Genomic DNA, 22,383 nt, shown 5'->3' on the forward strand with positions numbered 1-22,383 from the left:
GAGCCGGTTAGCGTTTATTTTATTTAGACGTAAAAAAAGCCGCATCAGCGGCTTTTTTTGCAGTCGGTATCCGGTTCCGTCACCTCAGGCTCAGGCACGGCGGTGCAGTTGCTGGTGTCGTGGGTTTTCAGCTCATTTAACGCGTCGGCGACGGTGCGCTTCGCGAGTACCGCCAGTGATGCCTGCTCGGCTTCCTCGGCAATCGATTTAAAATACCAGCACAGGTTGGCGCTGACCAGGCAACGCGGTGCCACATCCGGGCGAGCCGCCCAGAGTTTTTTATCATCTGTCACAGAGACATAAATATCACGCAGCGTGATTTCGGCTGCGGGTCTGCCCAAATGAATGGAACCCGTACGACCCAGCGTGGACACGATAATGCCATCACGGGTTAATGGCACCATTAACTTACGTATAAAGCTCGGGTTTGCTTCAAGCCCGTAAGCGAGAATCGCGCTGGTAGAGCGTTTTCCCATTTGCTCCGCCACCGCCACACTCAGAACCATTTGCAAAGCTGTCGGGAAGCGATAATCAAGCATCTTTGTATCCTGAATTGCGGTGCATTCTTGTTGTTATATAGCCGCCTAAGTGAACCAACAAACAGGGATGAATATAACAAACACTGTCACTTTTTAGAAGCAACCCACCCGCCACAAGGCACATATTCCCCACCCGGAAGCCCGCGACCGCACAAGGTGCTTATTTGCCCAGCGGTAGCGGACAGCATTAGCGCACAGATGGCGCTGGCGCTGGAAGCCGCTTTTTCAGTGCCACCACCAGCAGCAAGTTAATTACTGCCAGTGTGCACAGTAACCACAGCGTGGCTTTGGGCCCCAACGTCGCAAACACATAGCCCACGCCTAACGGCGTTACCGCCTGCCCCATTAACGCCGGACGCGCCATCCGGCCTGCCAGTACCGCGTACGCTTCAGGTTTTACCATCATCAGCGGCAAAGTGCCGCGCACAATGGCACGTAAGCCGTTTCCCGCACCGTAAAAGATCATACTTAACAGGGCCAGTTGCGGAAACAGCGCCAGCAACAACAACCCCAGCGCCACCAGCCCCACCGAAAAAAAAGTGGTCCAGATGGGATGGCCCCCTTTAAAGGCCATATCAATGAGACGGGATGCCACCTGGCACGGCCCCAGCAGCGTACTGATTGCCAGCGCCGCCGCCATGCTGTAGCCACTGGCCTGCAACAGGGTGATAAGCTGCACCGAAATGGCCGTCATAATCACCGAGGCCAGCGTGAAAATGGCGCACAACAGGTAAAACAAGACTGCGGGCAAATCCGGCGCTGTGCCGGGTGCGCTTTTACGTTTGACGGGTGAGATAAGATGGCCTTTGGGCAAAGCATAAAAATAGGCCGGTAAGACGCTGACCAGCAACAGCGCGGCGATGGCGAAACACGCGCCCCGCCAGTTCAGCCAGTGAATAAGCAGCGCGGTGGCAGGCCAGACCACGCTGGTACAAAAACCGGAAATCAGGGTTATGCCGGTAATGGCGCTGCGTGCCTGCCCACCATAGCGGGTGCCCAGCGTCGCAAACAGCGCATCATACAGCCCCATCGCCATGCCGATACCGATGATGACCCAGGCCAGTAAAAACACCGGTAAGTGATGGCTGAATCCCATAAGGGTAAGCCCTGCCGCCATCACGATGCCATTGAGTGCCAGCATCAGGCGACCGCCCGTGCGTGCAATAAGGTGGCCACAGCGCGGAGCGAGCAACCCAGACACTAAAATGCCCAGCGATAACGCGCCGTAAACCCACTGTTGCGACCATCCGGTTTCTGTTACAACAGGCGCGGCCATGACCGCCATCAGATAAAACGAACCGCCCCAGGAGAGGATCTGAACCAGGCCCAGCGTGACAATTTGCGTGACACCCGGCTTTTTAATCACGTCCATGTTGAGGATCCGTTAGCAAACAAAGTGTTTTTATAACATGTTCAGCTAAAAGGAAAAATGCCGCCGTTGGCTTTACCGCTTTTTTACGCCCCCCAACGGTCCGGTTACCAACGCGCCCCAGCGGGATTTCTTCTCCCTGTGGTGGTAGAGCACACGCAGCTAAGGCGATAAGGACATCCAAAATGTGCTGTTGCCCTGCCGCACAGTTAATCGCCCGGCAGGGTGTGAAAAAATCAGCAACCAAAATGAAAAAAGGCATGTCCCGCTCAGGCCTGAGCCGAAGCGGGACGCGCGGCGTGATGTCGTTGCCCGTCTGAACCGGCTTGTGCGTTCCGTTAGCACCGGTGGTGAATTCGGCTATTCTGACTCATGGCCTGACAGGACACGGCATAAACAGGAAGATGCCAGGCCGGGCTGGAAAGCCACGCAAGGAGTAAAAGGCTGAATGCACCGCCTTTCAGATATCGACGAACCGGACTTATTAACCCCTATCCAGGAAGCAACGATGGCCCCTTCTCTGCCCCTGCTCGATGCGCAGGATGTCACCTTTTCACACGGCGGCAGACAGCTATTGCAGCCGGTCTCTTTACAGCTGTCGCCGGGCGACGTTGTCGTGCTCACCGGTGCCTCCGGCAGTGGCAAAAGTACCTTCCTGAAGATCCTTGCCTCTCTGTTAACGCCAACGACCGGAGAGATCCGCTTTCAGGGCCGCGATATCGCCACGCTCAGGGCCGAGGAATACCGTCAGCAGGTATCGTACTGTTTTCAGACGCCACAGCTTTTCGGTCAGACGGTTTATGACAACCTTGCCCTGCCCTGGCAACTTCGCCGCCAGACGCCGCCACAGGCGAAACTCAAGGCGGCGCTGGAGAGCGTTAATCTCTCGCCGGATATGCTGAATGCTGCGATTGAGCCCCTCTCTGGCGGCGAAAAGCAGCGTATTGGGCTGCTGCGCCATCTGCAGTTTGTGCCGACCGTGCTGTTACTTGACGAAGTGACCAGCGCGCTTGATGAAGAAAACAGCCTGACGGTACAGTCGCTGATCAGGCGGCTTGTCGCAGAACACCCGATGGCCGTCGTCTGGATAAGTCACGATATTAACGACATACAGCAGGCAGAGCATGTGCTTCGCCTCACGTCACCTGACAGGGAGAAGATGAATGCATCAGACAACAATAAGTGACAACTCGCTACTGCTGTCGCTGGTTCTGGTCCTGATTGCGTTGCTTATCAGCCAGAAAGAGAAGCTTGGCATGAGCAAAGATATTCTGTGGAGCGTCAGCCGCGCGATCGTTCAACTGGCCATCGTAGGCTATGTCCTCAAGTCGGTCTTTGATGTGAATAACGGCGGGCTGACCGTGCTGATGGTGCTGTTTATCTGCGTCAATGCGGCGCTTAATGCCCGTAAGCGCAGCCGTAACATCGGTAATGCCTTTGTGATTTCGTTCGTTGCGATCGCGAGTGGCACCGCCATTACGCTGACCATTCTGGTCATGAGCGGTGCAATCGCCTTTCTGCCTATGCAGGTCATTCCGGTTTCCGGCATGATTGCCGGCAATGCCATGGTTGCTGTGGGGCTGTGTTACAGCAACCTGAACCAGCGCTTCAGCGACAATGCCCAAAAAATTCAGGAGATGCTGAGCCTTGGCGCGCCAGTCAAACTGGCCTCGCAGCGAATCCTTGCCGACAGCATTCGCGCCGCGATGATCCCCACCGTTGATGCCGCCAAAACTGTTGGTCTGGTGAGTTTACCCGGCATGATGTCCGGGCTGATCTTTGCGGGTGTTGACCCACTTAAGGCGATTAAGTACCAGATTATGGTTACGTTTATGCTGCTTGGCACAGCCAGTTTATCGACCATCATCGCCGTCTATTTGTCGTATCGTCGTTTTTTCACGGCCCGATCGCAGTTGAAAGTCTTAGCGAAGTGATGTTTCAGGCACCACGTCACGTTACCGATGCGGTGTGTTCTTCATTCATGGGTGGGGTTAACGGTCAGGCACTGACTGAACGAGATCCCCCCTGTTTGTGAGGGAGAAAATGCGCGTTGCCGCTGACATATCATGCCCGCCTGAGGATACCCTGCGCTTACCGCTGTGGTGTTTATGGCAGCCGCAAGGCGGGCCTCTTTCTTGAGAACGTGTTTCCACTCATTCAGCGGGCTGAACAGATGAACGCGGCGAATGACGATTAAGGTTTTATTAATCTTGCGCGGGGAAAATGGCCCTTGTCCTCTCTTACCACAGAGCCCACGCGCTGATGAATACTTTGCTGGAAACCTATAATCAGGATCTGTTCCTTACCATTAATGCCCTTCCCGGCACGCCCGGCTGGCTCATCGATTTTGCGACATTCAGCGCAGAGTATCTGATCTTTCTGCTGCCGCTTATGCTGCTGATTTACTGGTTTACAGGTGGGCGCGCAGAACGCGAAACCGCCCTGTTTGCCATCGTAACGGCCATCACAGGGCTGACACTGAATTTTCTCTGTTCAGCATTCTATTTTCATCCGCGCCCTTTTATGATTCGGCTGGGTCATCTGTGGATCGATCACGCTGCGGATACGTCATTTCCCAGCGACCACGGCACGCTGTTTTTCAGTATCACGCTGGCATTATGGGCCAGGGGTAACTGGGGCTCCGGTGGCATTCTCACGCTCGTCTCACTGCTGGTTGCCTGGTCACGCATCTTTCTCGGGGTTCACTTCCCACTGGATATGGCAGGCGCGCTCGGTGTAGCGGCCGTAGCCGTGATCATCGTAACCCTGTTCTGGCGCAAAAAAGGCGAAACGCTGCTGTCATGTTGCGAAGCCGTATCAATATGTTTATTCAGCCTGCTCCCGGAACGGATTTATCAGTTGTTCAGCCGACATCCCTAATCCTGCGCCGCTTAACCCCGGTGCCTGAAGGCGGCGAGAGCGCCCGCCAGGCACCGAATAACCTTTTTTGGTTTTGTCACCGTCGGTGACCAGCCGCTTCCCGCCGGTTCTGTCTACGCTGGTGACGATGGTAATGCACCCTGTCCCGCGTGGAGCTGTCACTCGCTTTTTTCTGATGGGCCTCATCGCACCCTGTATCACCTTCGTCTGCTCATGCCACAGGCCGCACCATGTCAAAAAACTTATAGTATGTTGTAACTATAAAGACGTTTGCAGCAGCGCGATCTTTCTGCCACATTGAGCATGTTGTAACTACAGGAGAGACTGCGGTGCGTTATGATTTAGTCACAGATATGCAGCAGTGCGTCAAGGATCTCGAAGAAGCCCTGGGAGCATTACGGCAGCAGATTGAGGCGCAGCCGCTGTTAATCGCCCGGGTCTTCAGTCTGCCCCCGATTGAAAAAGGGCATGAACACGATGCGATTACTCAGATTGCCGTGGAGCAGCACCTGGGCACAGAGGCGCGGGAGCGGGCGCTCAACCACTATTGCCGTCTGTTCATGCAGCACCAGTCAGAAAAGCTCAGCACTAAAGCCGCCGTCCGCCTGCCGGGTGCGCTCTGCATCGAATGCAACGAGCAGGACGCGCAGCAGCTTACCGCGTTTATCAACAGCATCAACCAGTTGAAAGCCCGTCTTGAGCACATGATCACCGTGGAGTCCGGTCTGCCTTCCGAAGCCCGGTTCGAATTTGTGCATCAGCATTTGCGTGGCTTAATTACCCTGAATGCTTACCGGACCATCACCGCCCTTCCCGCGCCAGAGAGTGTGCGCTTTGGCTGGGCAAACAAGCAGGTCATTAAGAACGTTAAACGGGACGAGATCATCGCCCAACTGGAAAAGAGTCTGAAGGCTGGCCGTGCCCAGGCTCCCTGGACACGCGAGCAGTGGGCGGAAAAAGTGCAGCAGGAACTGGCGGATGTACGCGCCTTGCCCGCATCCGCGCGCCTGAAGATTAAACGTCCGGTGAAAGTGCAGCCGGTTGCGCGCATCTGGCGTGCGGAAGAGAAAAAGCAAACGCAGCTTGCCTGCCCGTCACCGATTCTTGTGCTGTGCCGGGATCGCACCCAGGTGCCAAAGTTAGGTGAGCTGCTGAATTACGATGCGGAGGCGATTACGCATCGCTATAAACCCGCCGCAGAACCCCTGCATTTGCTGATCCCACGGCTGCATCTCTGGGTGGACTGCCCGGTGTGATATCAGGGCCTGTGCAGGCCCTGACAGACCTGACTTACGACTTCATGCTGCCTACCATGTCTTCCGGACGCACCCAGGCATCAAACTCCGCTTCCGTCAGATAGCCCAGCTTCAGCGCCGAAGCTTTCAGCGTTAAGCCTTGTTTATGGGCCTGTTTGGCAATTTCAGCGGCCTTGTCATAACCGATGTGCGTATTCAGCGCGGTGACCAGCATCAGCGACTCGTTGAGCAACTGATCAATACGCTCACGCACCGGTTCGATACCGACAGCGCAGTGGTGATTGAAACTGTCCATCCCATCCGCCAGTAAACGAACGGACTGCAGGAAGTTATGGATAATCATCGGACGATAAACGTTCAGTTCGAAGTTGCCTGATGCGCCCCCCATGTTAATCGCCACGTCATTACCCATGACCTGACAGCACAACATTGTCATCGCTTCACACTGGGTGGGGTTAACCTTGCCCGGCATGATGGAGCTGCCGGGTTCGTTTTCCGGGATAGCAATTTCGCCGATACCACAGCGCGGACCGGATGACAGCCAGCGGACATCATTAGCAATCTTCATCAGTGAAGCCGCCAGGCCTTTCAGCGCACCGTGTGCATGCACCAGCGCGTCGCAGGTGGCCAGGGCTTCAAACTTATTAGGGGCGGTCACAAACGGCTGCTCTGTCAGTTCCGCCAGGGCTTTCGCCACACGCACGGCATATTCAGGATGGGTATTCAGGCCGGTTCCCACCGCGGTGCCGCCCAGCGCCAGCTCGGCCAGATGCGGAATGCTCTGCTCAATATGTTTAAGGTTGTGCTCCAGCATGGCGACCCAGCCGGAGATCTCCTGACCAAGCGTGAGCGGCGTGGCGTCCTGCAGATGGGTACGGCCAATTTTAACGATGTCTTTAAAGGCGTCAGATTTGGCACGCAGGGTTTGCTTCAGGACGTTCAGTTGGGGAATCAGGTGCTCTCGTACCGCAATGACCGCCGCAACGTGCATCGCCGTCGGGAAGACATCGTTTGAACTCTGGCTTTTATTAACGTCATCGTTGGGATGCACCAGGCGGGACATGCCGCGCTCACCGCCCAGCAGCTCACTCGCACGGTTGGCCAACACTTCATTCATGTTCATGTTGGTCTGGGTGCCGGAGCCGGTCTGCCAGATCGCCAGCGGGAATTCATCGCTGTGTTTATCCGCCAGCACTTCATCAGCGGCCTGAATAATCGCCTCCGCCCGCTCCGCAGGCAGTAAGCCTAAATCCCGGTTAACGCTGGCGGCCGCGCGTTTGGTCATCGCCAGCGCGTGCACCAGCGCCACCGGCATCTTCTCTGTTGAGATACGGAAATGCTCCAGGGAGCGCTGTGTCTGTGCGCCCCAAAGTTTATCAGCCGGTACATCAATTGGCCCCATTGAATCTTTTTCAACGCGATTGGCTGCCATGACTTTCTCCTTTCACCGTTTTAAATAAACCCTTCGTTCACGCGCGGGTGTTCGCTACGCATGAAGCAGATAAACTCATACAAATTTTTAACATCATCCGAGCTTAGCATCCTTCTTGCGCTGGATATGTATTTTCCATGCCAGTTTCTGCTTTAATAAGCGCAATATTCCCATGCCAGAAAGGCAATGAAATGAAAAAGATGAGTAATGCGGTGCAATATTATGCCTGGGGGAGCAAGACGGCATTAACCTCCCTGTATGGCATCGCCAATCCTGAAGACTTACCGATGGCGGAACTGTGGATGGGGGCGCATCCTAAAAGCCCGTCCGCCGTTGACGTTGAGGGGCAATCCCGCTCGTTACGCGATGTCATCGCGGCCCATCCGTCGCAGATGCTGGGCGATGCCGTGGCAAAACGCTTTGGCGAACTGCCCTTTTTATTTAAAGTGCTGTGTGCCGATCAGCCGCTCTCAATTCAGGTGCACCCCAGCAAATCCGCCGCCGAAGAGGGGTTTGCGCGTGAAAATGCCGCCTCTGTACCGCTCAGTTCGCCTGAGCGTAACTATAAAGATGCCAACCATAAACCGGAGCTGGTGTACGCCTTAACGCCGTTTAAAGCCATCAATGGGTTTCGCGAGCGCAACGAGATGGTGACACTGCTCACCCCAGTGGCGGACGCGCATCCTGAGATCGCGCATTTCCTGCGCCAACCGAGCCCCGACAACCTGGCGCAACTGTTTTCAACCCTGCTGTCGCTTCAACAGGACGAAAAAGCGCAGGCGTTAACCGTACTGAAAAACGTCGTCAGTCAGCAGACAGGCGAACCCTGGCAAACCATTCATGAGATTGCGGAATACTATCCGGATGACAGCGGGTTATTCTCGCCGCTGCTGCTCAATGTGATTACTCTGCAGCCCGGACAGGCGATGTTCCTGTTTGCGGAAACGCCGCATGCTTATCTGCATGGCGTGGCGCTGGAGGTCATGGCCAACTCCGATAACGTTTTGCGCGCTGGCCTGACGCCAAAATATATTGATATTCCGGAACTGATGGCCAACCTCAAATTTGACGAAAAGCCGGCCAGCCAGCTTCTTACACAACCGGAGATACAGCAGGATGGCGAGTATTTTCCCATTCCGGTAGACGACTTTGCTTTCTCCATTCATACGGTGAATGCGCAGCCGCTTACCCTGCATCAGGAAAGCGCGGCACTGCTGTTTTGTATTGAAGGTGAGACCACCGTCACCAATCGCCAGCAGCAACTGGTGCTAAAACCCGGCGAGTCCTGTTTCGTGGCCGCCACCGATGCGCCAGTGTCACTCACCGGCCAGGGCCGGGTGGCGCGCGTGTATAACACGTTTAACTGAGACGGCTGACGCCATTGCGCTTAACTGCTATTATTTCAAACTATTAGCTAAAATGCCTGCGGGCGCTTCTTCACCCGCTGTCTGTGACACGGGTGAAATCAAGGATAAGGACGATTCAGCAATGAAAAAGACTCAAGTTGCCGTTGGTGTGGTAGTCGCTCTGGGCGTAGTCTGGACAGGCGCGGCGTGGTTTACCGGCAAAAAGCTGGAAAGCAATATGGATCAAATGATTCAAAATGCTAACGCTCAGTTAACCACCCTGGCGCCCAACAGTCGTCTGAAAGTCAGCTATCAGGATTATCAACGCGGCATTTTCAGCAGTAAAATGAATGTGGTTATCCAGGCCAGCTCTCAGACCGAAGATAATCCTCTGCTCAAGCCCGGCCAGAGCATCATCCTGAATGAGCAGATCGACCACGGCCCGTTCCCCTTCGCACAGCTGAAAAAAGCCAACCTGATCCCCAGCATGGCGTCCGTGCATACCACGCTGACCAATACCGATGCGGTCAAAAAGCTGTTTGAACTGACCAACAATCAGTCGTTTATCAACGCCGAAACGCGTGTGGGTTACAGCGGCAGCACCGACACCGCAATAAAAATTCTGCCCATCGATTATCAAAATGCGCAAACAGCGCAACGCTTAGCCACCAGCGGCGGCACGCTGAATATCAGCGCAGACAACAAAGGCGATAAAGTGGGCCTGGACAGTGACATCGACAGCATTGCCATCACCACCAAAAATCAGGTCGATCAGCCGGTGATGTTTACGCTGAACGGCCTGAAGCTGAAAGCGGATACGCATCTCACCAACGAAGGCGTACGCATTGGCGATCAGTCCATCAGCGTGGATAAAGTGGCCGCCGCAGTCAGCGGTCAGGACGCGGTTATTCTTAACAAGATGGTCGGTGATTCCTCTTTTGATAATCAGTCCGGCAAAATCAATGGCGACATTAATTACAAAATTGACGGCGTTGAGGTGCAAAAGCAGAACCTGGGTCAGTTCGCATTAAAAATGAAGCTGTCACAGTTTGATGCGCAAAGCGTTAAAGCCTTCTCGGATAACTACAACGCTCAGCTGACCACCCTGATGAACCAGCCTGGCGTGGAAGACGATCCGGTGCGTTTCCAGAACGGTGTGCGCGCGATCCTGCTGAACAATTTGCCGACCCTGCTGAAAGGGGCCCCGTCCATCAGCATCGCACCACTGAGCTGGAAGAACGATAAAGGCGAGAGCACCTTCAACCTGAACGCCCACTTTAACGATCCGTCCACGGTGACAGGCGAACCGCAGACGCTGGCGGCATCCGTTGATCGCGTGCTGAAAACGCTGGATCTGAAGCTGTCTGTCAACATGCCGATGGCGACGGAAACCATGCGCCATATTGGCCTGGCTGAAGGTTATCAGGCTGACGACGCGCAGAAACTGGCCGATCAGCAGGTTAAAGGGCTGGCAGCGATGGGCCAGATGTTCCGTCTGACACAAACGCAGGACAACAACATCGTTACCAGCCTGCAGTATGCCAACGGTCAGGTGAACATGAACGGCGATAAGATGTCGCTGGAGCAGTTCATGTCACGCTATATGCTCGGCGTCCCGACAAACGAAGGCATGCCGCAATAAGGTCAACCTTTTCGATCAAGGCGGCCCTGGCCGCCTTTTTTACGTCACTGCACCGCCCTCTTTTCTCTCCCGATTCGCTCTCACCAGGCGGCCTGCGCCGCGTTCCCGTTTATAAAGTGAACAGTTAACCCCTGCCTTTCACACTTGTTGCGCAAATCACTGGCGTTGTTGCGCAAGATATTTTTATAATGCTCTGCACTTTACAGATATCCAGACGAGTGCACTCCATGATTGATTCAACGCTTCCCCTTACCGACATTCACCGCCACCTTGATGGCAACATCCGTGCACAAACCATCCTTGATTTAGGCCGCCAGTTTAACCTGACCTTACCGGCGGATACGCTGGACACCCTGCGTCCGCATGTTCAGGTCACCGAAACGCAACCGGATCTGGTCAGCTTTCTGCAAAAGCTGGACTGGGGCGTGAAAGTGCTGGGCGATCTTGACGCCTGTCAGCGTATCGCGCGTGAGAACGTCGAGGATGCCGCCCGCGCCGGGATTCACTATGCCGAGCTGCGCTTTTCACCCGGCTATATGGCGATGACCCACCATCTGCCCATTGCCGGTGTGGTTGAGGCGGTGATTGATGGCGTAAAGGCCGGCTGCCAGCAGCATGATATCACCGTGCGCTTAACGGGCATCATGAGCCGGACTTTTGGCGAACAGGCCTGTCTGGATGAACTGAACGGCTTCCTCGCCCATCGCGACCATATTACCGCCGTGGATTTGGCCGGGGATGAACTCGGTGCGCCGGGTCACCGTTTTCTGAGCCACTTCCGTCGCGCCCGGGATGCCGGTTTTCACATTACCGTGCATGCCGGTGAAGCCGCAGGCCCGGAAAGTATCTGGCAGGCGATTCGTGATCTGGGCGCTGAACGCATCGGTCATGGTGTGAAGGCTATTGAAGATCGCGCGCTGATGGACTATCTGGCGGAAAACGGTATTGGTATCGAATCCTGCCTGACCTCCAATATCCAGACCAGCACCGTCGCCTCGCTGGCGCAGCATCCGCTGAAAATGTTCCTGGAGCATGGCGTGCTGGCGACCATCAACACCGACGATCCCGCCGTACAGGGCATTGAGCTGGCGCATGAGTACCTGCATGCCGCCCCGGCTGCGGGACTGAGCCAGGCGCAAATGCGTCAGGCACAGGACAACGGCCTGACTATCGCGTTCTTGAGCGCGGCAGAAAAAGCCGCCATCCGGGCGAAAGTGCAGTAAGCATAAAAAAGGCCGCGTTATTCGCGGCCTTTTTAGCGCTGAAAGCGCTTATTTCAGCGACATCGTCTGGCGTTTTTCCGCCGACTGGAGCCCCAGCTCAATCAGTTCCATGACCTGAATGGCTTCTTCCGCCGTCACCGGATTCGCCCCGCGCCCGGTAATGGCATCACGAATCGCAGCGTAATAGGCGGGATAGTTGCCCGGCTGTGTCAGAACGGTTTTTTCATTCAGCGCGTCGCCCTCCACCTGGGTCAGCGTACCGTCACGCATGTCGTAACCCCAGTTCTCGCCCGGCGGGAAATCCCCCGCTTTCAGCCGATCTTCCTGCGGGTCCAGACCGTATTTGACGTAACTGCCCCGCGTACCGTGCACGGTATAGCGTGCGGATTCGGCCGCCACCAGCATGCTGGCGTGCAGCACCACCCGGCGCTGTGGATAGGTCAGCGTCGCATGAAAATAGTCGGTGGTCTGGGCACCCGGCCGCATTTCCGCCAGATCAACGTTAATCGCCACCGGCGGGCCAAACAGCTGTAGCGCCTGATCCAGCAGGTGCGGTCCCAGATCGTACCAGATGCCGCTGCCCGCCCCTTTCATCTCGCGCCAGCGCTGCCGTACTTCCAGACGGAAACGGTCAAAGTGCGATTCAAAATAACGCACCTCACCCAGCTCACCCGCTGCCAGTAAGCCTTTCAGCGTCAGGAAATCACTGTCCCAACGGCGGTTATGGAATACGGATAACAGCAGCCCTTTGGCTTTAGCTAAGGCATCCAGCTCGCGCGCCTGTGACAACGTCACGGTGAACGGTTTGTCCACCACGACGTGCTTGCCTGCGTTGAGTGCGGCTTTAGCCAGAGGGAAGTGCGTATCATTCGGTGTAGGGATAACAATCAGATCTAACGTAGGATCGTCGAACAGGGCCTGGGGCTCGGCGACGACCTGCACGGCGGGCCAGTCGGCATGGACTTTGCTGGCATCGCTGCTGGAGATGGCAGCCAGTTCAACCTCCGGCGTGCCCGCGATCAGGGGCGCGTGGAAGGTTTTGCTGGCAAAGCCATAGCCGATGAGTCCTACTCGCAGTTTCTCGCTCATTCCTTTTCCTCATTAATCGCTAACCAGACTGATTTAAGACTAATAGTCGGGTCAGGACAAGGAGGATTCCCCTTAAAATCAGGAGACTGAGCGCCGTGCACCGTTCCAGGCGCTCTGACTGGCCAGATTATCGTGTACGTCCTGATTGCGGCGGCGGAAATCACTCGGGCTGACGCCGACGCGCTTACGGAAGACGCGCGAAAAATAAAGCTGATCGTCGTAGCCCACTTCACGCCCAATGCTGGCGATGGGTTCCTGCGTGGTTTGCAGCAGCAACTTAGCGCGAATGACGCGCTGATCTTCCCGCCAGCGAAGCAGGTTCACGCCCATTTGCTCGCGGAACAGGTGCGCCAGCCGCGAAGGTGACAGACACACATGGCGCGCCACTTCCTCGATTTTGACCTCGCTGGCCAGATGATTATTCACATACTGGCAGGCTTCGATGATACGGGGATCGCGGATTTGCTGATGGTTACGTGGATCTTCTTCCACCGCCCGTAACAACAGCCGTTCCAGCAAATTCATTGCCAGTTCTTCGGCAAAACGACGCGATGAGTTGTGGGTTTGTTCAATGGTGGCAAACAGGCGATCAAATTCGCCCCGCAGTGACTCCGGTAAGCGCAGCCGACCGACGCCTTCCTGTTCATCCTGCCAGCGCAGCCAGTCATGCCAGTACGCGCGCGGACGAAAATAGACCCAGCGGTGAAACCACTGCGGACTGTCGGGCGCCCGACCATAATAGTGAGCCGTTTTTGGCTGGAACAGCAGCATTTCACCCGGTTCACAGTCAAAGGCCTTTTCGCCGTCGAACACCCGCCCTTTGCCTTTAATGGTCAGGTTGAGAATATAGCCCTTCATGCCGTGTGGGCGATCAATAAAGAAATCCAGCGGACCATCCGCGGTGATCGGGGTTAATCCCGCCACCAGCCAGGCATTAAACGCGTATCCGGGCAGCAAAGGGTTCTGCTGCTCTGCCGGTAATTCACGGTGATACATACTGTCCTCACTTCGTCGTTGATTGATCACGCGCGGACACCTTTCGCGTCCGCGGGAAGGTTTCACGCCAAATCAGACTTTATTCTTTTGTTTGTAGCGGTCGAATATCACCGCTGCCAACAGTATCAAACCCCGCACAACATACTGTGAGAATGGCGAGATATTTAATAAATTCATCGCATTCTCAACGGTGCCCAGAATCAGTACCCCGGCGAACACATAGGAGATTTTGCCGATGCCGCCCTTCAGTGACACGCCGCCCAGTACGCAGGCCGAGATGACCACCAGTTCATAACCAATTGAGGTCATGGGCTGACCGCTGGTCATACGTGACGCCAGGATGATGCCCGCCGCCGCAGAAACCAGGCCAGAGAGAATAAAGATAATGATGCGGGTACGCACAACCGGCACGCCCGCCAGCCGTGCAGCCTCTTCATTCCCGCCAATCGCCAGCGTGTTGCGGCCAAAGGTGGTTTTGTTCAACAGGAAGGCGAAGATCACCATGGTACCCAGCGTGATCCAGATGGGCGCAGGCACGCCCAGCCAGTTGGCGAAGCCCAGTACGAAGAAGCGCTCGTCTTCGATGCCTACCGCTTTACCGTCCGAGAAGATATAGGCCAGACCGCGCACAATCTGCATGGTCGCCAGCGTGGTAATCAGGGCGTTGATTTTCAGTCGGGCGATAACAAACCCATTGATAAATCCGGTGATGACACCGAGTAACAGCCCGGCCGCCACCCCCAGCCAGAGGCTCTCGCTCATATTGATCACCACGGCGGTGACCACGCCCGCGCAGGCAATCACCGAGGCCACCGACAGGTCAAAATCGCCGGAGGCCAGGCAGAACAGCATACCGCAGGCCACCATGCCGGACATCGACATGGCCAGCCCCAGGCCTTTCATGTTGATAAAGGAGCCAAAGTTAGGAACAAAGACCGCACAGGCGATGAACAGCAGGGCAAACACCACCAGCATGCCAAAGTTGTCCCAGACGCGCCCAAAATGCACACCCCGGCGAGGGGCGGCTGGCGGCGTATTTGATGTCGTGGAAGAAGTCACGGTACTCTCCTGTCAGGCCACGGCGGCCGCATGTGTCGTTTTAGGCATGGCCAGGCTCAGCGTCAGCTGCTCTGTGGCCTCGTCATGCAGTAATTCCCCGGCGACCGCCCCTTCGCGCATCACGATAATGCGGTCGGCCAGGCCCATCACTTCCGGGAGATCGCTGGAGGCAAACAGCACCGCAATGCCGTTGTTCGCCAGCTGGTAAATCAGGTTATAAATTTCGTGTTTAGCCCCGACATCAATGCCGCGGGTAGGCTCGTCCAGCAAAATCACCTTGATCTCCTCGGACAACCAGCGGCCAAGAATGGCTTTTTGCTGGTTACCGCCGGACAGGTTCATGATCAACTGGTCAGCGCTGGGCGTTTTGATTTTGAGGGAACGGATATGGCTGTCGGCATTCTTCACCTCCCAGCCGTTTTTGATCAGGCAACCGGCGGTGAGGTTATGACGGCGGGCGCTGATGTTGATGTTGTCGCGCACCGAATGCACCGGAATAATGCCTTCGGCTTTGCGATCTTCAGGGCACAGCATCACGCCCGCCCGAATCGCATCAATTGGCGCCGTCACGTTAAGGGGTTCCCCATCCAGCAGAATGCGGCCACCGCGCAGGCGCGTAGCGCCAAACAGCCCTTTCAGCAGTTCGGTGCGTCCCGCGCCCACCAGACCAAACAGGCCGACAATTTCCCCGGCATGCACATTCAGCGAGATTGGCGCTCTGACGCCCTTCGCCTCCACGTCCTGTAGCGCCAGCCGTACCGGGCCTTTTTCCCGCGGCACGTAGCCGTAGATATCACCCAGATTACGTCCGACCATAGCCTGTACCAGATCGTCATGATGCGTATTGGCCATGTCCGTAAAGGTGCGCACATAGCGCCCGTCTTTAAACACGGTGATGGCGTCACTGAGGGCAAAAATCTCTTCCATACGGTGCGAGACATACAGCACCACGCGCCCTTCCGCGCGCAACTGGCGGATCACCCGAAACAGATTGTCGATTTCGCGTGCGGACAGCGAGCTGGTTGGCTCATCAAAGGCAATGATGCGCGCGTTACGGGCAAGCGCTTTGGCAATCTCAACCATCTGCCACTGGCCCAGCGACAGGTATTTCAGCGGCATGTCCGGATCGATATCCATACCTAAATTTTTCAGTTGCAGCCCGGCTTCGTAACGCAGCAGCTTGCGGTTTACCAGGCCATGCTTATGCGGCAACTGGCCCAGATAGATATTCTCCGCCACGCTCATTTCGGGCACTAAATGCAGTTCCTGGTAGATAATGGCGACACCCGCATCCAGCGCATCCGTGGTGTGCTGGAAATTCATCGGCTTGCCTTTGATGCGAATCTCGCCGCCACTGGGCAGATAGCTGCCGCTGAGGATTTTAAGCAGTGTCGATTTACCGGCACCGTTTTCCCCCATCAGCGCGTGCACCTGACCGCCATGGCATTCAAATGAAATATCCTGCAGCGCTTTCACGCCGGGAAAAGTTTTACTAATGCCATGAAACGACAGAAAGGCTGAATCAGTGTTCATGGTGTCTCCAATAGATGGCTGTGAGGAATCGGGGCACCTGACGCTCAGGCTGAACATCGTCGCGGTGTTCAGCCCTGCTTTCCTGATGACCCGATGGTGTTATCCGTACTGCCTGTTATTACATCAACCCTTTCTTCGCCAGCTCGGTTTTAAAGTTGTCACGCGTAATCAACACGACGTCTGTCACTTCGGTGAATTTCGGTGGCTCCTGTCCTTTGCTTACCCAGTTGTAGAGCATCTGGCTGCTCTTATAGCCATGGATGTCCGGACTTGGCAGCAGTGAGCCATAGAAGCCGGTCGCGTTGGCTTTTGACAGTTCGCTGACGGCGTCGACGCCGTTGATACCGATACCGATCACGTCAGCGGCTTTAAAGCCCTGACCTTCGGTCGCACGCACGCCGCCCAGCACGGTGTTGTCGTTCATACCGACAATCAGCCAGTGCTTCACTTCAGGGTGCTGAACCAGCAGGGAGTTACCGGCATCAAATGCGCCGGGGATGTCATTCGATTTGGTCGGGACCTGATAGATCTGTTTTTCCGGGAAGCCGGCCGCTTTCAGGGCATCCATCGAACCACCGGTACGACGACGCGCGGTATCCAGTTCGTTAGCGGTGATCGCCATCACGGCGGTGTCTTTGACATCCCAGCCGCGTTTCTGCATTTCTTTATACAGTTCCTGTCCCTGACGTTCGCCAATTTTGGTCGCGGCCATCATGACCAGCGGTACACTGTCCATCGGCTTGCCTTTGGCGTTCACAAACTGATCGTCCACGGCGATCACCTTCAGGCCATAACCGCGCGCCTTTGCCATGATGGCGGAGCCGAGTTTGGGATCCGGTGTGCAGATCACGAAGCCTTTTGCGCCATTCGCGGCCAGGCTGTCGATAGCGTTAAGGGTTTTTTCGCCGTCCGGAACGGCAATTTTGATCACCTCAAAGCCCAGGTCTTTACCGGCTTTATCCGCAAATTTCCATTCGGTCTGGAACCAGGGTTCTTCCGGCTGCTTCACCAGAAAACCCAGCTTCATGGTCTCGGCGATAGCTGATTGTGACATAACCGCTGCCAGCCCGATGGCTGCCAGCGCTTTAGTGAATTTATGCATGATGCTCTCCGGCGCTAGTGGTTTTATCGCTGTTAAATACGGATCGGTGTAAACGCTACCAGTTCACTCTCTTTTGTAGGTACAGATGTAAATCAGCACGTTAGCGGGAGCCATGTGGGTAGCCTGCTTAAACGCTGGCCTAGTTTTAGCGGGAATGAAGAAGAAAAATGTAGAGCGGTATCACATCTTAAAATCACGACAGAATGATCCATATATTCAGCAAATTTAACCGTCTGTTAACTTTTGCAATGGATCACAAATTCACTGCGTGTGGCAGAAAAGTGCATATTCTCAGCCAGCCGTGACTAACCCTTCTTTTTTACACCTCTCAGGATAAGGAGGTTTATTCACAACAGGAGAGTCAAATGCGTACTGAAGCCATCACCCTGGGGCTGGACTTTGGTAGTGATTCGGTGCGTGCGCTGGCGGTGGATTGTCACACTGGTCAGGAGCTGCGCAGTGCCGTGGCCAACTATGCACGCTGGCAGCAGGGACTTTACAGCGATCCTCACAGCAACCGCTTTCGTCACCATCCTCAGGACTATATTGATGCTATGGAGCAGGCCATGCTGGGTGTGCTCGCGGCGCTGAGCGACACGCAACGGGCCGCCGTCGTCGGCATCGGTGTCGACAGCACCGGCTCCACCCCCGCTCCGATCGATCGTGACGGCAAGGTACTTGCCCTGCGACCGGAGTTTGCGGAAAACCCCAATGCGATGTTTGTGCTGTGGAAAGACCATACGGCCATTGAAGAAGCGGAAGAGATTAACCGCCTGTGTCGCAGCGGCCGCTTTACCGATTACAGCCGCTATATCGGCGGGATCTACTCGTCGGAATGGTTCTGGGCCAAGATTCTTCATATTACCCGCCAGGATGCTGCCGTGCGCGATGCGGCCGTATCCTGGGTTGAACTCTGTGACTGGGTGCCCGCCTTACTCAGCGATACCGTCGCCCCGGACAAACTCCGTCGTGGGCGTTGTGCCGCTGGCCACAAAGCGCTGTTTCATGCTGACTGGAACGGCTTACCCAACGCCGACTTCCTTAACGCGCTGGACCCGGCGCTGACTCAACAGCTGGATTCTCCCCTGTTCAGCGAGACCTGGACCGCGGATATCCCGGTGGGCACGCTGAGCCCGGAATGGTCGCAACGCCTGGGTTTATCGCAGCAGGTTACGATTTCGGGCGGCGCATTTGACTGCCATATGGGCGCGGTCGGCGCCGGTGCGCGACCCTATACCTTAGTGAAAGTGATTGGCACGTCGACCTGCGACATCCTGATTGCTGACACCGGGAAAGTCGGCGACCGCGCCATCAAAGGCATCTGTGGTCAGGTTGATGGCAGCGTCGTGCCGGGCGCGATTGGTCTGGAAGCAGGCCAGTCGGCGTTTGGCGATATTTATGCCTGGTACAGCCGCCTGCTGGGCTGGCCGCTGCAGCTGGCAGCGCAGCACCATCCCGAACTTAAACCGCAGTTGGCTGAGATGCAAACGTCACTGATCACCCGTCTGACCGAGGCCTGGGTCGCCAGTCCGCAGTTGGATCACCTGCCCGTAGTGCTGGACTGGTTCAACGGCCGCCGTACGCCCAATGCCAACCAGCGCCTGAAAGGGGTTATTACCGACCTGAATCTCGGCACGGATGCTCCGGCCCTGTTTGGCGGCCTGATTGCGGCCACCGCCTTTGGTGCCCGCGCCATCATGGAGTGCTTCGAGCAGCAGGCAATTCCGGTGGAAAACATTCTTACCCTCGGCGGCATTGCCCGTAAATCCCCCGCCATTATGCAGGCCTGCTGCGACGTGATGAACCGGCCGCTGGATATCGTCGCCTCCGATGAGTGCTGTGCGCTGGGCGCTGCCATCTTCGCTGCCGTCGCCGCGGGCGTTCACCGCGATGTGGAGCAGGCACAGGACGTCATGGCCAGCCCGATTGACGTGACGCTGCAGCCCGATCCGCAGCGCGTTGCGCGTTATCAGGCACTTTATCAACGCTATCAACAATGGTGCGAGACGGCAGAACCCCATTATGCCGCCCGTTCCGCTTCCGCTAAGTAAAGGAGTGGTTTTATGCAACAGTTCAACGTGTGGTTTGTCATTGGTACACAGCACCTCTACGGCGCGGAAACGTTACGTCAGGTTGAACACAATGCCCGGCAGGTGGTGGACGGATTAAATCAGGCGGGTTTGCCTGTACGTCTGACGCTGAAACCGCTGGTCAAATCGCCTGATGAAGCGCTGTCGCTGTGCCGTGACGCCAGTCACGATCAAAACTGTATCGGTATCATTACGTGGTTGCATACCTTTTCGCCGGCCAAAATGTGGATCGGCGGATTGAATGTCTTAACGAAGCCCCTGCTACAGTTTCATACCCAGTTCAATGCCGAGATCCCCTGGGACAGCATGGACATGGACTTTATGAACCTGAATCAGACGGCGCACGGTGGCCGTGAGTTTGGCTTTATTGGTGCGCGCATGGGCCTGCAGCACAGCGTGGTGACCGGCCACTGGCAGGATAAACACAGCCAGCAGCGCGTCGCCAACTGGATGCGTGCGGCGCTGGCCAAACAGGCCAGTCAGCATCTGAAAGTCGCGCGTTTTGGTGACAACATGCGTGAAGTCGCGGTCACCGAAGGCGATAAAGTGGCGGCGCAAATCCAGTTCGGCTATGCGGTTAATGGCTGGGGCGTGGGGGATTTGGTGGAGGTGATCAACAGCGTCAGCGAGGGTGATGTCAATGCGCTGGTTGACGAATATGAAAGCCAGTATCGTTTCTCCGACGTGGCCGCCGCAGGCGGTGAAAAACGGCAAAACGTACTGGACGCCGCACGCATCGAGCTGGGCCTGAAGCGTTTTCTGGACGACGAAGGCTGCCAGGCGTTTACCACCAACTTCCAGACGCTGCACGGCATGACGCAGTTGCCCGGCCTGGCGGTACAGCGCCTGATGGGCCAGGGTTATGGCTTTGCGGGCGAAGGAGACTGGAAGACCGCAGCGCTGCTGCGCATCTTTAAAGTGCTGGCGGGTGACCGTCCCGGCGGCACCTCCTTTATGGAGGATTACACTTACCACTTCTCGCCGGGCAACGATTTAGTGCTGGGTTCTCATATGCTGGAAGTGTGCCCGTCTATCGCGCGAGAAGAGAAGCCGCTGATCGACGTGCAGTTCCTCGGCATCGGCAACAAAGCCGATCCGGCGCGGCTGATTTTCTCCACGCCGGCCGGTCGTGCCATTAACGCCAGCGTGATCGATATGGGCGATCGTTTCCGCCTGCTGGTTAACGTAGTGGACGCGATTGAACAGCCTAAACCACTGCCAAAACTGCCGGTAGCCCGCGCGTTGTGGAAAGCGCAGCCGTCTCTGGCGACCGCCTCTGAAGCCTGGATTCTGGCAGGCGGTGCGCACCATACGGTGTTCAGTCAGGCCCTGACGCTGGACGATATGTATTTGTACGGCGAGATGCACGGCATTGAAGTGCTGGTGATTGATGAGCACACCCGGCTTCCGGCCTTTAAAGATGCGCTGCGCTGGAATGACGCCTATTACCATATGAAGCGTTAAGCACCGCTAGCGAACGCCTTAACAAAAAAGCGGCGGGTCAGCCCGTTGGCGGCCCGCTTTTTTATGCGTCGCGCTCAACCTGAGGCACAGCGTTACTGCCCTGATATCGGGCAATAATCCCCCCTGACCGCTGTCTGTTTCCCTTGCCAGTCGATCGGCAAAAGCCGCTGCCGGCCTGGCGATATGACCGCCCGATAACGGGACAGGTTATCTTCGTTAACCTTCCCCTCCGCGAGGCACCGTTACATGGCTGTCATGCGGCTCAGACGTTGTGCGTGAGGGCAGTGTGACGCGGCGTCACGCTATGACTGCCCGTCTGATCGTTAATGTTTTGATAGTGAACGTCGCTGTGGCTGACGCGCGCGGGCCTGTCAGACAGGAAGCGGCTGTCTTGCTCTGTCTGTTGCGTGGGCGTCCCGGCGGCCTTGTCTGCCTTGACCAGAAGCGGCTTCACGGGCGCTGCCGAAGGCTGCCAGGCTATCCGCGCCTCGGTCAGCGTATTTTGGGCCAGATTCTCATTCACCTGCGCCAGCTGCCGCCGCAGCACATTGAGTTTCACTGCGGTCGCCAGCGGAATCTGACGTTCCTGATCCTCCAGCACGCTTAACTGCTGACGGGTCGCATACTGCTGTTGCAGCAACGCGCGGTACTGGCTTTCATAGCCCCAGACCACCGACTGCTCCTGTGCAAACTGCAACGCCGAAATATAGCCTTTGTTCAGCAGCGGTCGCCATTTGTTGACCAGGTTTTGCGCCATGCCAACCTGCGCGGACTCGATTTTGATTTGCTGATCAAGTTGCGCCAGTTGTCCGTTCAGCATAGCGGCCTGGAAGTGGTTATCACTGACCTGTTGCAGTGCCAGCTGCTGCGTGTGGGCCATGTCCTGCAGCAGGCTACCCTGCTCCAGCTTCAACTGATCGCTGACGAGTTGCATGCCTTTGAGTGCCTGACGGTTTGCCTCGGCGATCATAACGACTGAAGGCACGGAGGCATGCGGCAAATGTTCACTGACGGCAGCGATTTGTCCGGTTGGGTTGGGTGCAGTAGCGGCGCTGAGCGGACGCGCGGACGCGTGCCGGCTGGACAGCACCTGGCGCAGAGCGGACGCATGATTGTCGACAAAACAGATCAGGCTCACCGTCCCCACCACCAGCGAGAACAGATTACGCCGCACAAACAGTGAGGCAGAGGAAACGCCGCCAGCCGCGGCCACGCGGGACGACTCAGGAGATGGCTGTTGTAAAAATGGTTTTTCCATTTTTTACCCTTAACTCAGTGCGCGTTGGTGGTCTGTTTACGGGATGTCGCGGAAACGTTTTGCTCCCTGGCGGGCAAAAGGCCTCACCGCACACCTAACATCACA

At 56.3% G+C, this 22,383-nt stretch carries 19 protein-coding genes; 9 read left to right on the top strand and 10 right to left on the bottom strand.

Translation table 11 applies throughout. The annotated features are described in order from the left end of the window. Positions 1-44: 44 nt before the first annotated feature. The 3 genes from GC090_RS10970 to GC090_RS10980 all read right to left on the bottom strand — a co-directional run bounded on the left by GC090_RS10970 (position 45) and on the right by GC090_RS10980 (position 2,170). Complete coding sequence (locus GC090_RS10970; protein WP_006119082.1) at positions 45-539, bottom strand: RrF2 family transcriptional regulator; 495 nt, start codon at positions 537-539, stop codon at positions 45-47. Positions 540-726: 187 nt separating this feature from the next. Continuing rightward, on the bottom strand, positions 727-1,911 hold the full coding sequence (locus GC090_RS10975) for an MFS transporter (RefSeq protein ID WP_324019742.1): 1,185 nt from the start codon (positions 1,909-1,911) through the stop codon (positions 727-729). Continuing rightward, on the bottom strand, positions 1,898-2,170 hold the full coding sequence (locus GC090_RS10980) for a hypothetical protein (protein WP_324019743.1): 273 nt from the start codon (positions 2,168-2,170) through the stop codon (positions 1,898-1,900). The genes GC090_RS10975 and GC090_RS10980 overlap by 14 nt, the downstream gene beginning before the upstream one ends. Before the next feature lie 246 nt (positions 2,171-2,416). On the opposite strand from GC090_RS10980, the gene fetA reads away from it, so the two are divergent. The 4 genes from fetA to tus all read left to right on the top strand — a co-directional run bounded on the left by fetA (position 2,417) and on the right by tus (position 6,044). Continuing rightward, a complete protein-coding gene (gene fetA, locus GC090_RS10985; RefSeq protein WP_262959174.1) occupies positions 2,417-3,094 on the top strand; it encodes an iron efflux ABC transporter ATP-binding subunit FetA in 678 nt (225 codons plus the stop codon). Continuing rightward, the gene (gene fetB, locus GC090_RS10990) at positions 3,072-3,842 is read left to right on the top strand and encodes an iron efflux ABC transporter permease subunit FetB (protein ID WP_058709169.1); all 771 of its coding nucleotides are present in this window, start codon (positions 3,072-3,074) and stop codon (positions 3,840-3,842) included. The genes fetA and fetB overlap by 23 nt, the downstream gene beginning before the upstream one ends. A 328-nt stretch (positions 3,843-4,170) precedes the next feature. After that, positions 4,171-4,788, top strand: a complete 618-nt coding sequence (locus GC090_RS10995; protein WP_006119078.1) for an undecaprenyl-diphosphatase — start codon at positions 4,171-4,173, stop codon at positions 4,786-4,788. 353 nt (positions 4,789-5,141) lie between these two features. Then, positions 5,142-6,044, top strand: coding sequence for a DNA replication terminus site-binding protein (tus, locus tag GC090_RS11000; RefSeq protein ID WP_226376250.1), 903 nt, complete (start codon positions 5,142-5,144; stop codon positions 6,042-6,044). A gap of 34 nt (positions 6,045-6,078) precedes the next feature. On the opposite strand, the gene fumC is transcribed toward tus, so the two are convergent. Then, positions 6,079-7,476: a class II fumarate hydratase gene (gene fumC, locus GC090_RS11005; RefSeq protein ID WP_006119076.1), complete on the bottom strand. Its 1,398-nt coding sequence runs from the start codon at positions 7,474-7,476 to the stop codon at positions 6,079-6,081. Between the two features lie 191 nt (positions 7,477-7,667). On the opposite strand from fumC, the gene manA reads away from it, so the two are divergent. The 3 genes from manA (at position 7,668) to add (ending at position 11,687) form a co-directional block, all read left to right on the top strand. Beyond that, positions 7,668-8,843: a mannose-6-phosphate isomerase gene (gene manA, locus GC090_RS11010; RefSeq protein WP_058701959.1), complete on the top strand. Its 1,176-nt coding sequence runs from the start codon at positions 7,668-7,670 to the stop codon at positions 8,841-8,843. Positions 8,844-8,964: 121 nt separating this feature from the next. After that, on the top strand, positions 8,965-10,464 hold the full coding sequence (locus tag GC090_RS11015) for a YdgA family protein (protein WP_006119074.1): 1,500 nt from the start codon (positions 8,965-8,967) through the stop codon (positions 10,462-10,464). A 227-nt stretch (positions 10,465-10,691) separates the two neighbouring features. Next, entirely contained in the window at positions 10,692-11,687 is a 996-nt protein-coding gene (gene add, locus GC090_RS11020; RefSeq protein ID WP_039340455.1) for an adenosine deaminase, read from the top strand. Between the two features lie 48 nt (positions 11,688-11,735). On the opposite strand, the gene GC090_RS11025 is transcribed toward add, so the two are convergent. From GC090_RS11025 to GC090_RS11045, 5 genes are all read right to left on the bottom strand, one after another. Further along, positions 11,736-12,776, bottom strand: coding sequence for an oxidoreductase (locus GC090_RS11025; protein ID WP_039340457.1), 1,041 nt, complete (start codon positions 12,774-12,776; stop codon positions 11,736-11,738). A gap of 78 nt (positions 12,777-12,854) precedes the next feature. Then, the gene (araC, locus tag GC090_RS11030; protein WP_006119067.1) at positions 12,855-13,772 is read right to left on the bottom strand and encodes an arabinose operon transcriptional regulator AraC; all 918 of its coding nucleotides are present in this window, start codon (positions 13,770-13,772) and stop codon (positions 12,855-12,857) included. A gap of 72 nt (positions 13,773-13,844) precedes the next feature. Beyond that, a complete protein-coding gene (gene araH / locus GC090_RS11035) occupies positions 13,845-14,831 on the bottom strand; it encodes an L-arabinose ABC transporter permease AraH (RefSeq protein ID WP_324019749.1) in 987 nt (328 codons plus the stop codon). A 12-nt stretch (positions 14,832-14,843) separates the two neighbouring features. Beyond that, the gene (gene araG, locus GC090_RS11040) at positions 14,844-16,364 is read right to left on the bottom strand and encodes an L-arabinose ABC transporter ATP-binding protein AraG (RefSeq protein ID WP_324019750.1); all 1,521 of its coding nucleotides are present in this window, start codon (positions 16,362-16,364) and stop codon (positions 14,844-14,846) included. Positions 16,365-16,482: 118 nt separating this feature from the next. Further along, on the bottom strand, positions 16,483-17,466 hold the full coding sequence (locus GC090_RS11045; protein WP_006119064.1) for an arabinose ABC transporter substrate-binding protein: 984 nt from the start codon (positions 17,464-17,466) through the stop codon (positions 16,483-16,485). 365 nt (positions 17,467-17,831) lie between these two features. Between GC090_RS11045 and GC090_RS11050 the strand changes: the two genes are divergently transcribed. Next, the gene (locus GC090_RS11050; RefSeq protein WP_324019753.1) at positions 17,832-19,517 is read left to right on the top strand and encodes a ribulokinase; all 1,686 of its coding nucleotides are present in this window, start codon (positions 17,832-17,834) and stop codon (positions 19,515-19,517) included. 12 nt (positions 19,518-19,529) lie between these two features. Continuing rightward, the gene (araA, locus tag GC090_RS11055; protein WP_033741297.1) at positions 19,530-21,020 is read left to right on the top strand and encodes an L-arabinose isomerase; all 1,491 of its coding nucleotides are present in this window, start codon (positions 19,530-19,532) and stop codon (positions 21,018-21,020) included. Between the two features lie 262 nt (positions 21,021-21,282). Here the strand turns inward: araA and GC090_RS11060 are convergent, their stop codons facing one another. Further along, complete coding sequence (locus GC090_RS11060; protein WP_324019755.1) at positions 21,283-22,278, bottom strand: hypothetical protein; 996 nt, start codon at positions 22,276-22,278, stop codon at positions 21,283-21,285. Between the last annotated feature and the right edge of the window lie 105 nt (positions 22,279-22,383).

The organism is Pantoea sp. JZ29 (genome assembly GCF_035190385.1).
GTDB classification, from domain to species: domain Bacteria; phylum Pseudomonadota; class Gammaproteobacteria; order Enterobacterales; family Enterobacteriaceae; genus Pantoea; species Pantoea stewartii.

Excerpts from the sequence above, each read along its gene's own strand:
- GC090_RS10970 (WP_006119082.1), bottom strand. The coding sequence starts at position 539 with ATGCTTGATTATCGCTTCCCGACAGCTTTGCAAATGGTTCTGAGTGTG.
- GC090_RS10975 (WP_324019742.1), bottom strand. The coding sequence starts at position 1,911 with ATGGACGTGATTAAAAAGCCGGGTGTCACGCAAATTGTCACGCTGGGC.
- GC090_RS10980 (WP_324019743.1), bottom strand. The coding sequence starts at position 2,170 with ATGCCTTTTTTCATTTTGGTTGCTGATTTTTTCACACCCTGCCGGGCG.
- fetA (WP_262959174.1), top strand. The coding sequence starts at position 2,417 with ATGGCCCCTTCTCTGCCCCTGCTCGATGCGCAGGATGTCACCTTTTCA.
- fetB (WP_058709169.1), top strand. The coding sequence starts at position 3,072 with ATGCATCAGACAACAATAAGTGACAACTCGCTACTGCTGTCGCTGGTT.
- GC090_RS10995 (WP_006119078.1), top strand. The coding sequence starts at position 4,171 with ATGAATACTTTGCTGGAAACCTATAATCAGGATCTGTTCCTTACCATT.
- tus (WP_226376250.1), top strand. The coding sequence starts at position 5,142 with ATGCAGCAGTGCGTCAAGGATCTCGAAGAAGCCCTGGGAGCATTACGG.
- fumC (WP_006119076.1), bottom strand. The coding sequence starts at position 7,476 with ATGGCAGCCAATCGCGTTGAAAAAGATTCAATGGGGCCAATTGATGTA.
- manA (WP_058701959.1), top strand. The coding sequence starts at position 7,668 with ATGAAAAAGATGAGTAATGCGGTGCAATATTATGCCTGGGGGAGCAAG.
- GC090_RS11015 (WP_006119074.1), top strand. The coding sequence starts at position 8,965 with ATGAAAAAGACTCAAGTTGCCGTTGGTGTGGTAGTCGCTCTGGGCGTA.
- add (WP_039340455.1), top strand. The coding sequence starts at position 10,692 with ATGATTGATTCAACGCTTCCCCTTACCGACATTCACCGCCACCTTGAT.
- GC090_RS11025 (WP_039340457.1), bottom strand. The coding sequence starts at position 12,776 with ATGAGCGAGAAACTGCGAGTAGGACTCATCGGCTATGGCTTTGCCAGC.
- araC (WP_006119067.1), bottom strand. The coding sequence starts at position 13,772 with ATGTATCACCGTGAATTACCGGCAGAGCAGCAGAACCCTTTGCTGCCC.
- araG (WP_324019750.1), bottom strand. The coding sequence starts at position 16,364 with ATGAACACTGATTCAGCCTTTCTGTCGTTTCATGGCATTAGTAAAACT.
- GC090_RS11045 (WP_006119064.1), bottom strand. The coding sequence starts at position 17,466 with ATGCATAAATTCACTAAAGCGCTGGCAGCCATCGGGCTGGCAGCGGTT.
- GC090_RS11050 (WP_324019753.1), top strand. The coding sequence starts at position 17,832 with ATGCGTACTGAAGCCATCACCCTGGGGCTGGACTTTGGTAGTGATTCG.
- araA (WP_033741297.1), top strand. The coding sequence starts at position 19,530 with ATGCAACAGTTCAACGTGTGGTTTGTCATTGGTACACAGCACCTCTAC.
- GC090_RS11060 (WP_324019755.1), bottom strand. The coding sequence starts at position 22,278 with ATGGAAAAACCATTTTTACAACAGCCATCTCCTGAGTCGTCCCGCGTG.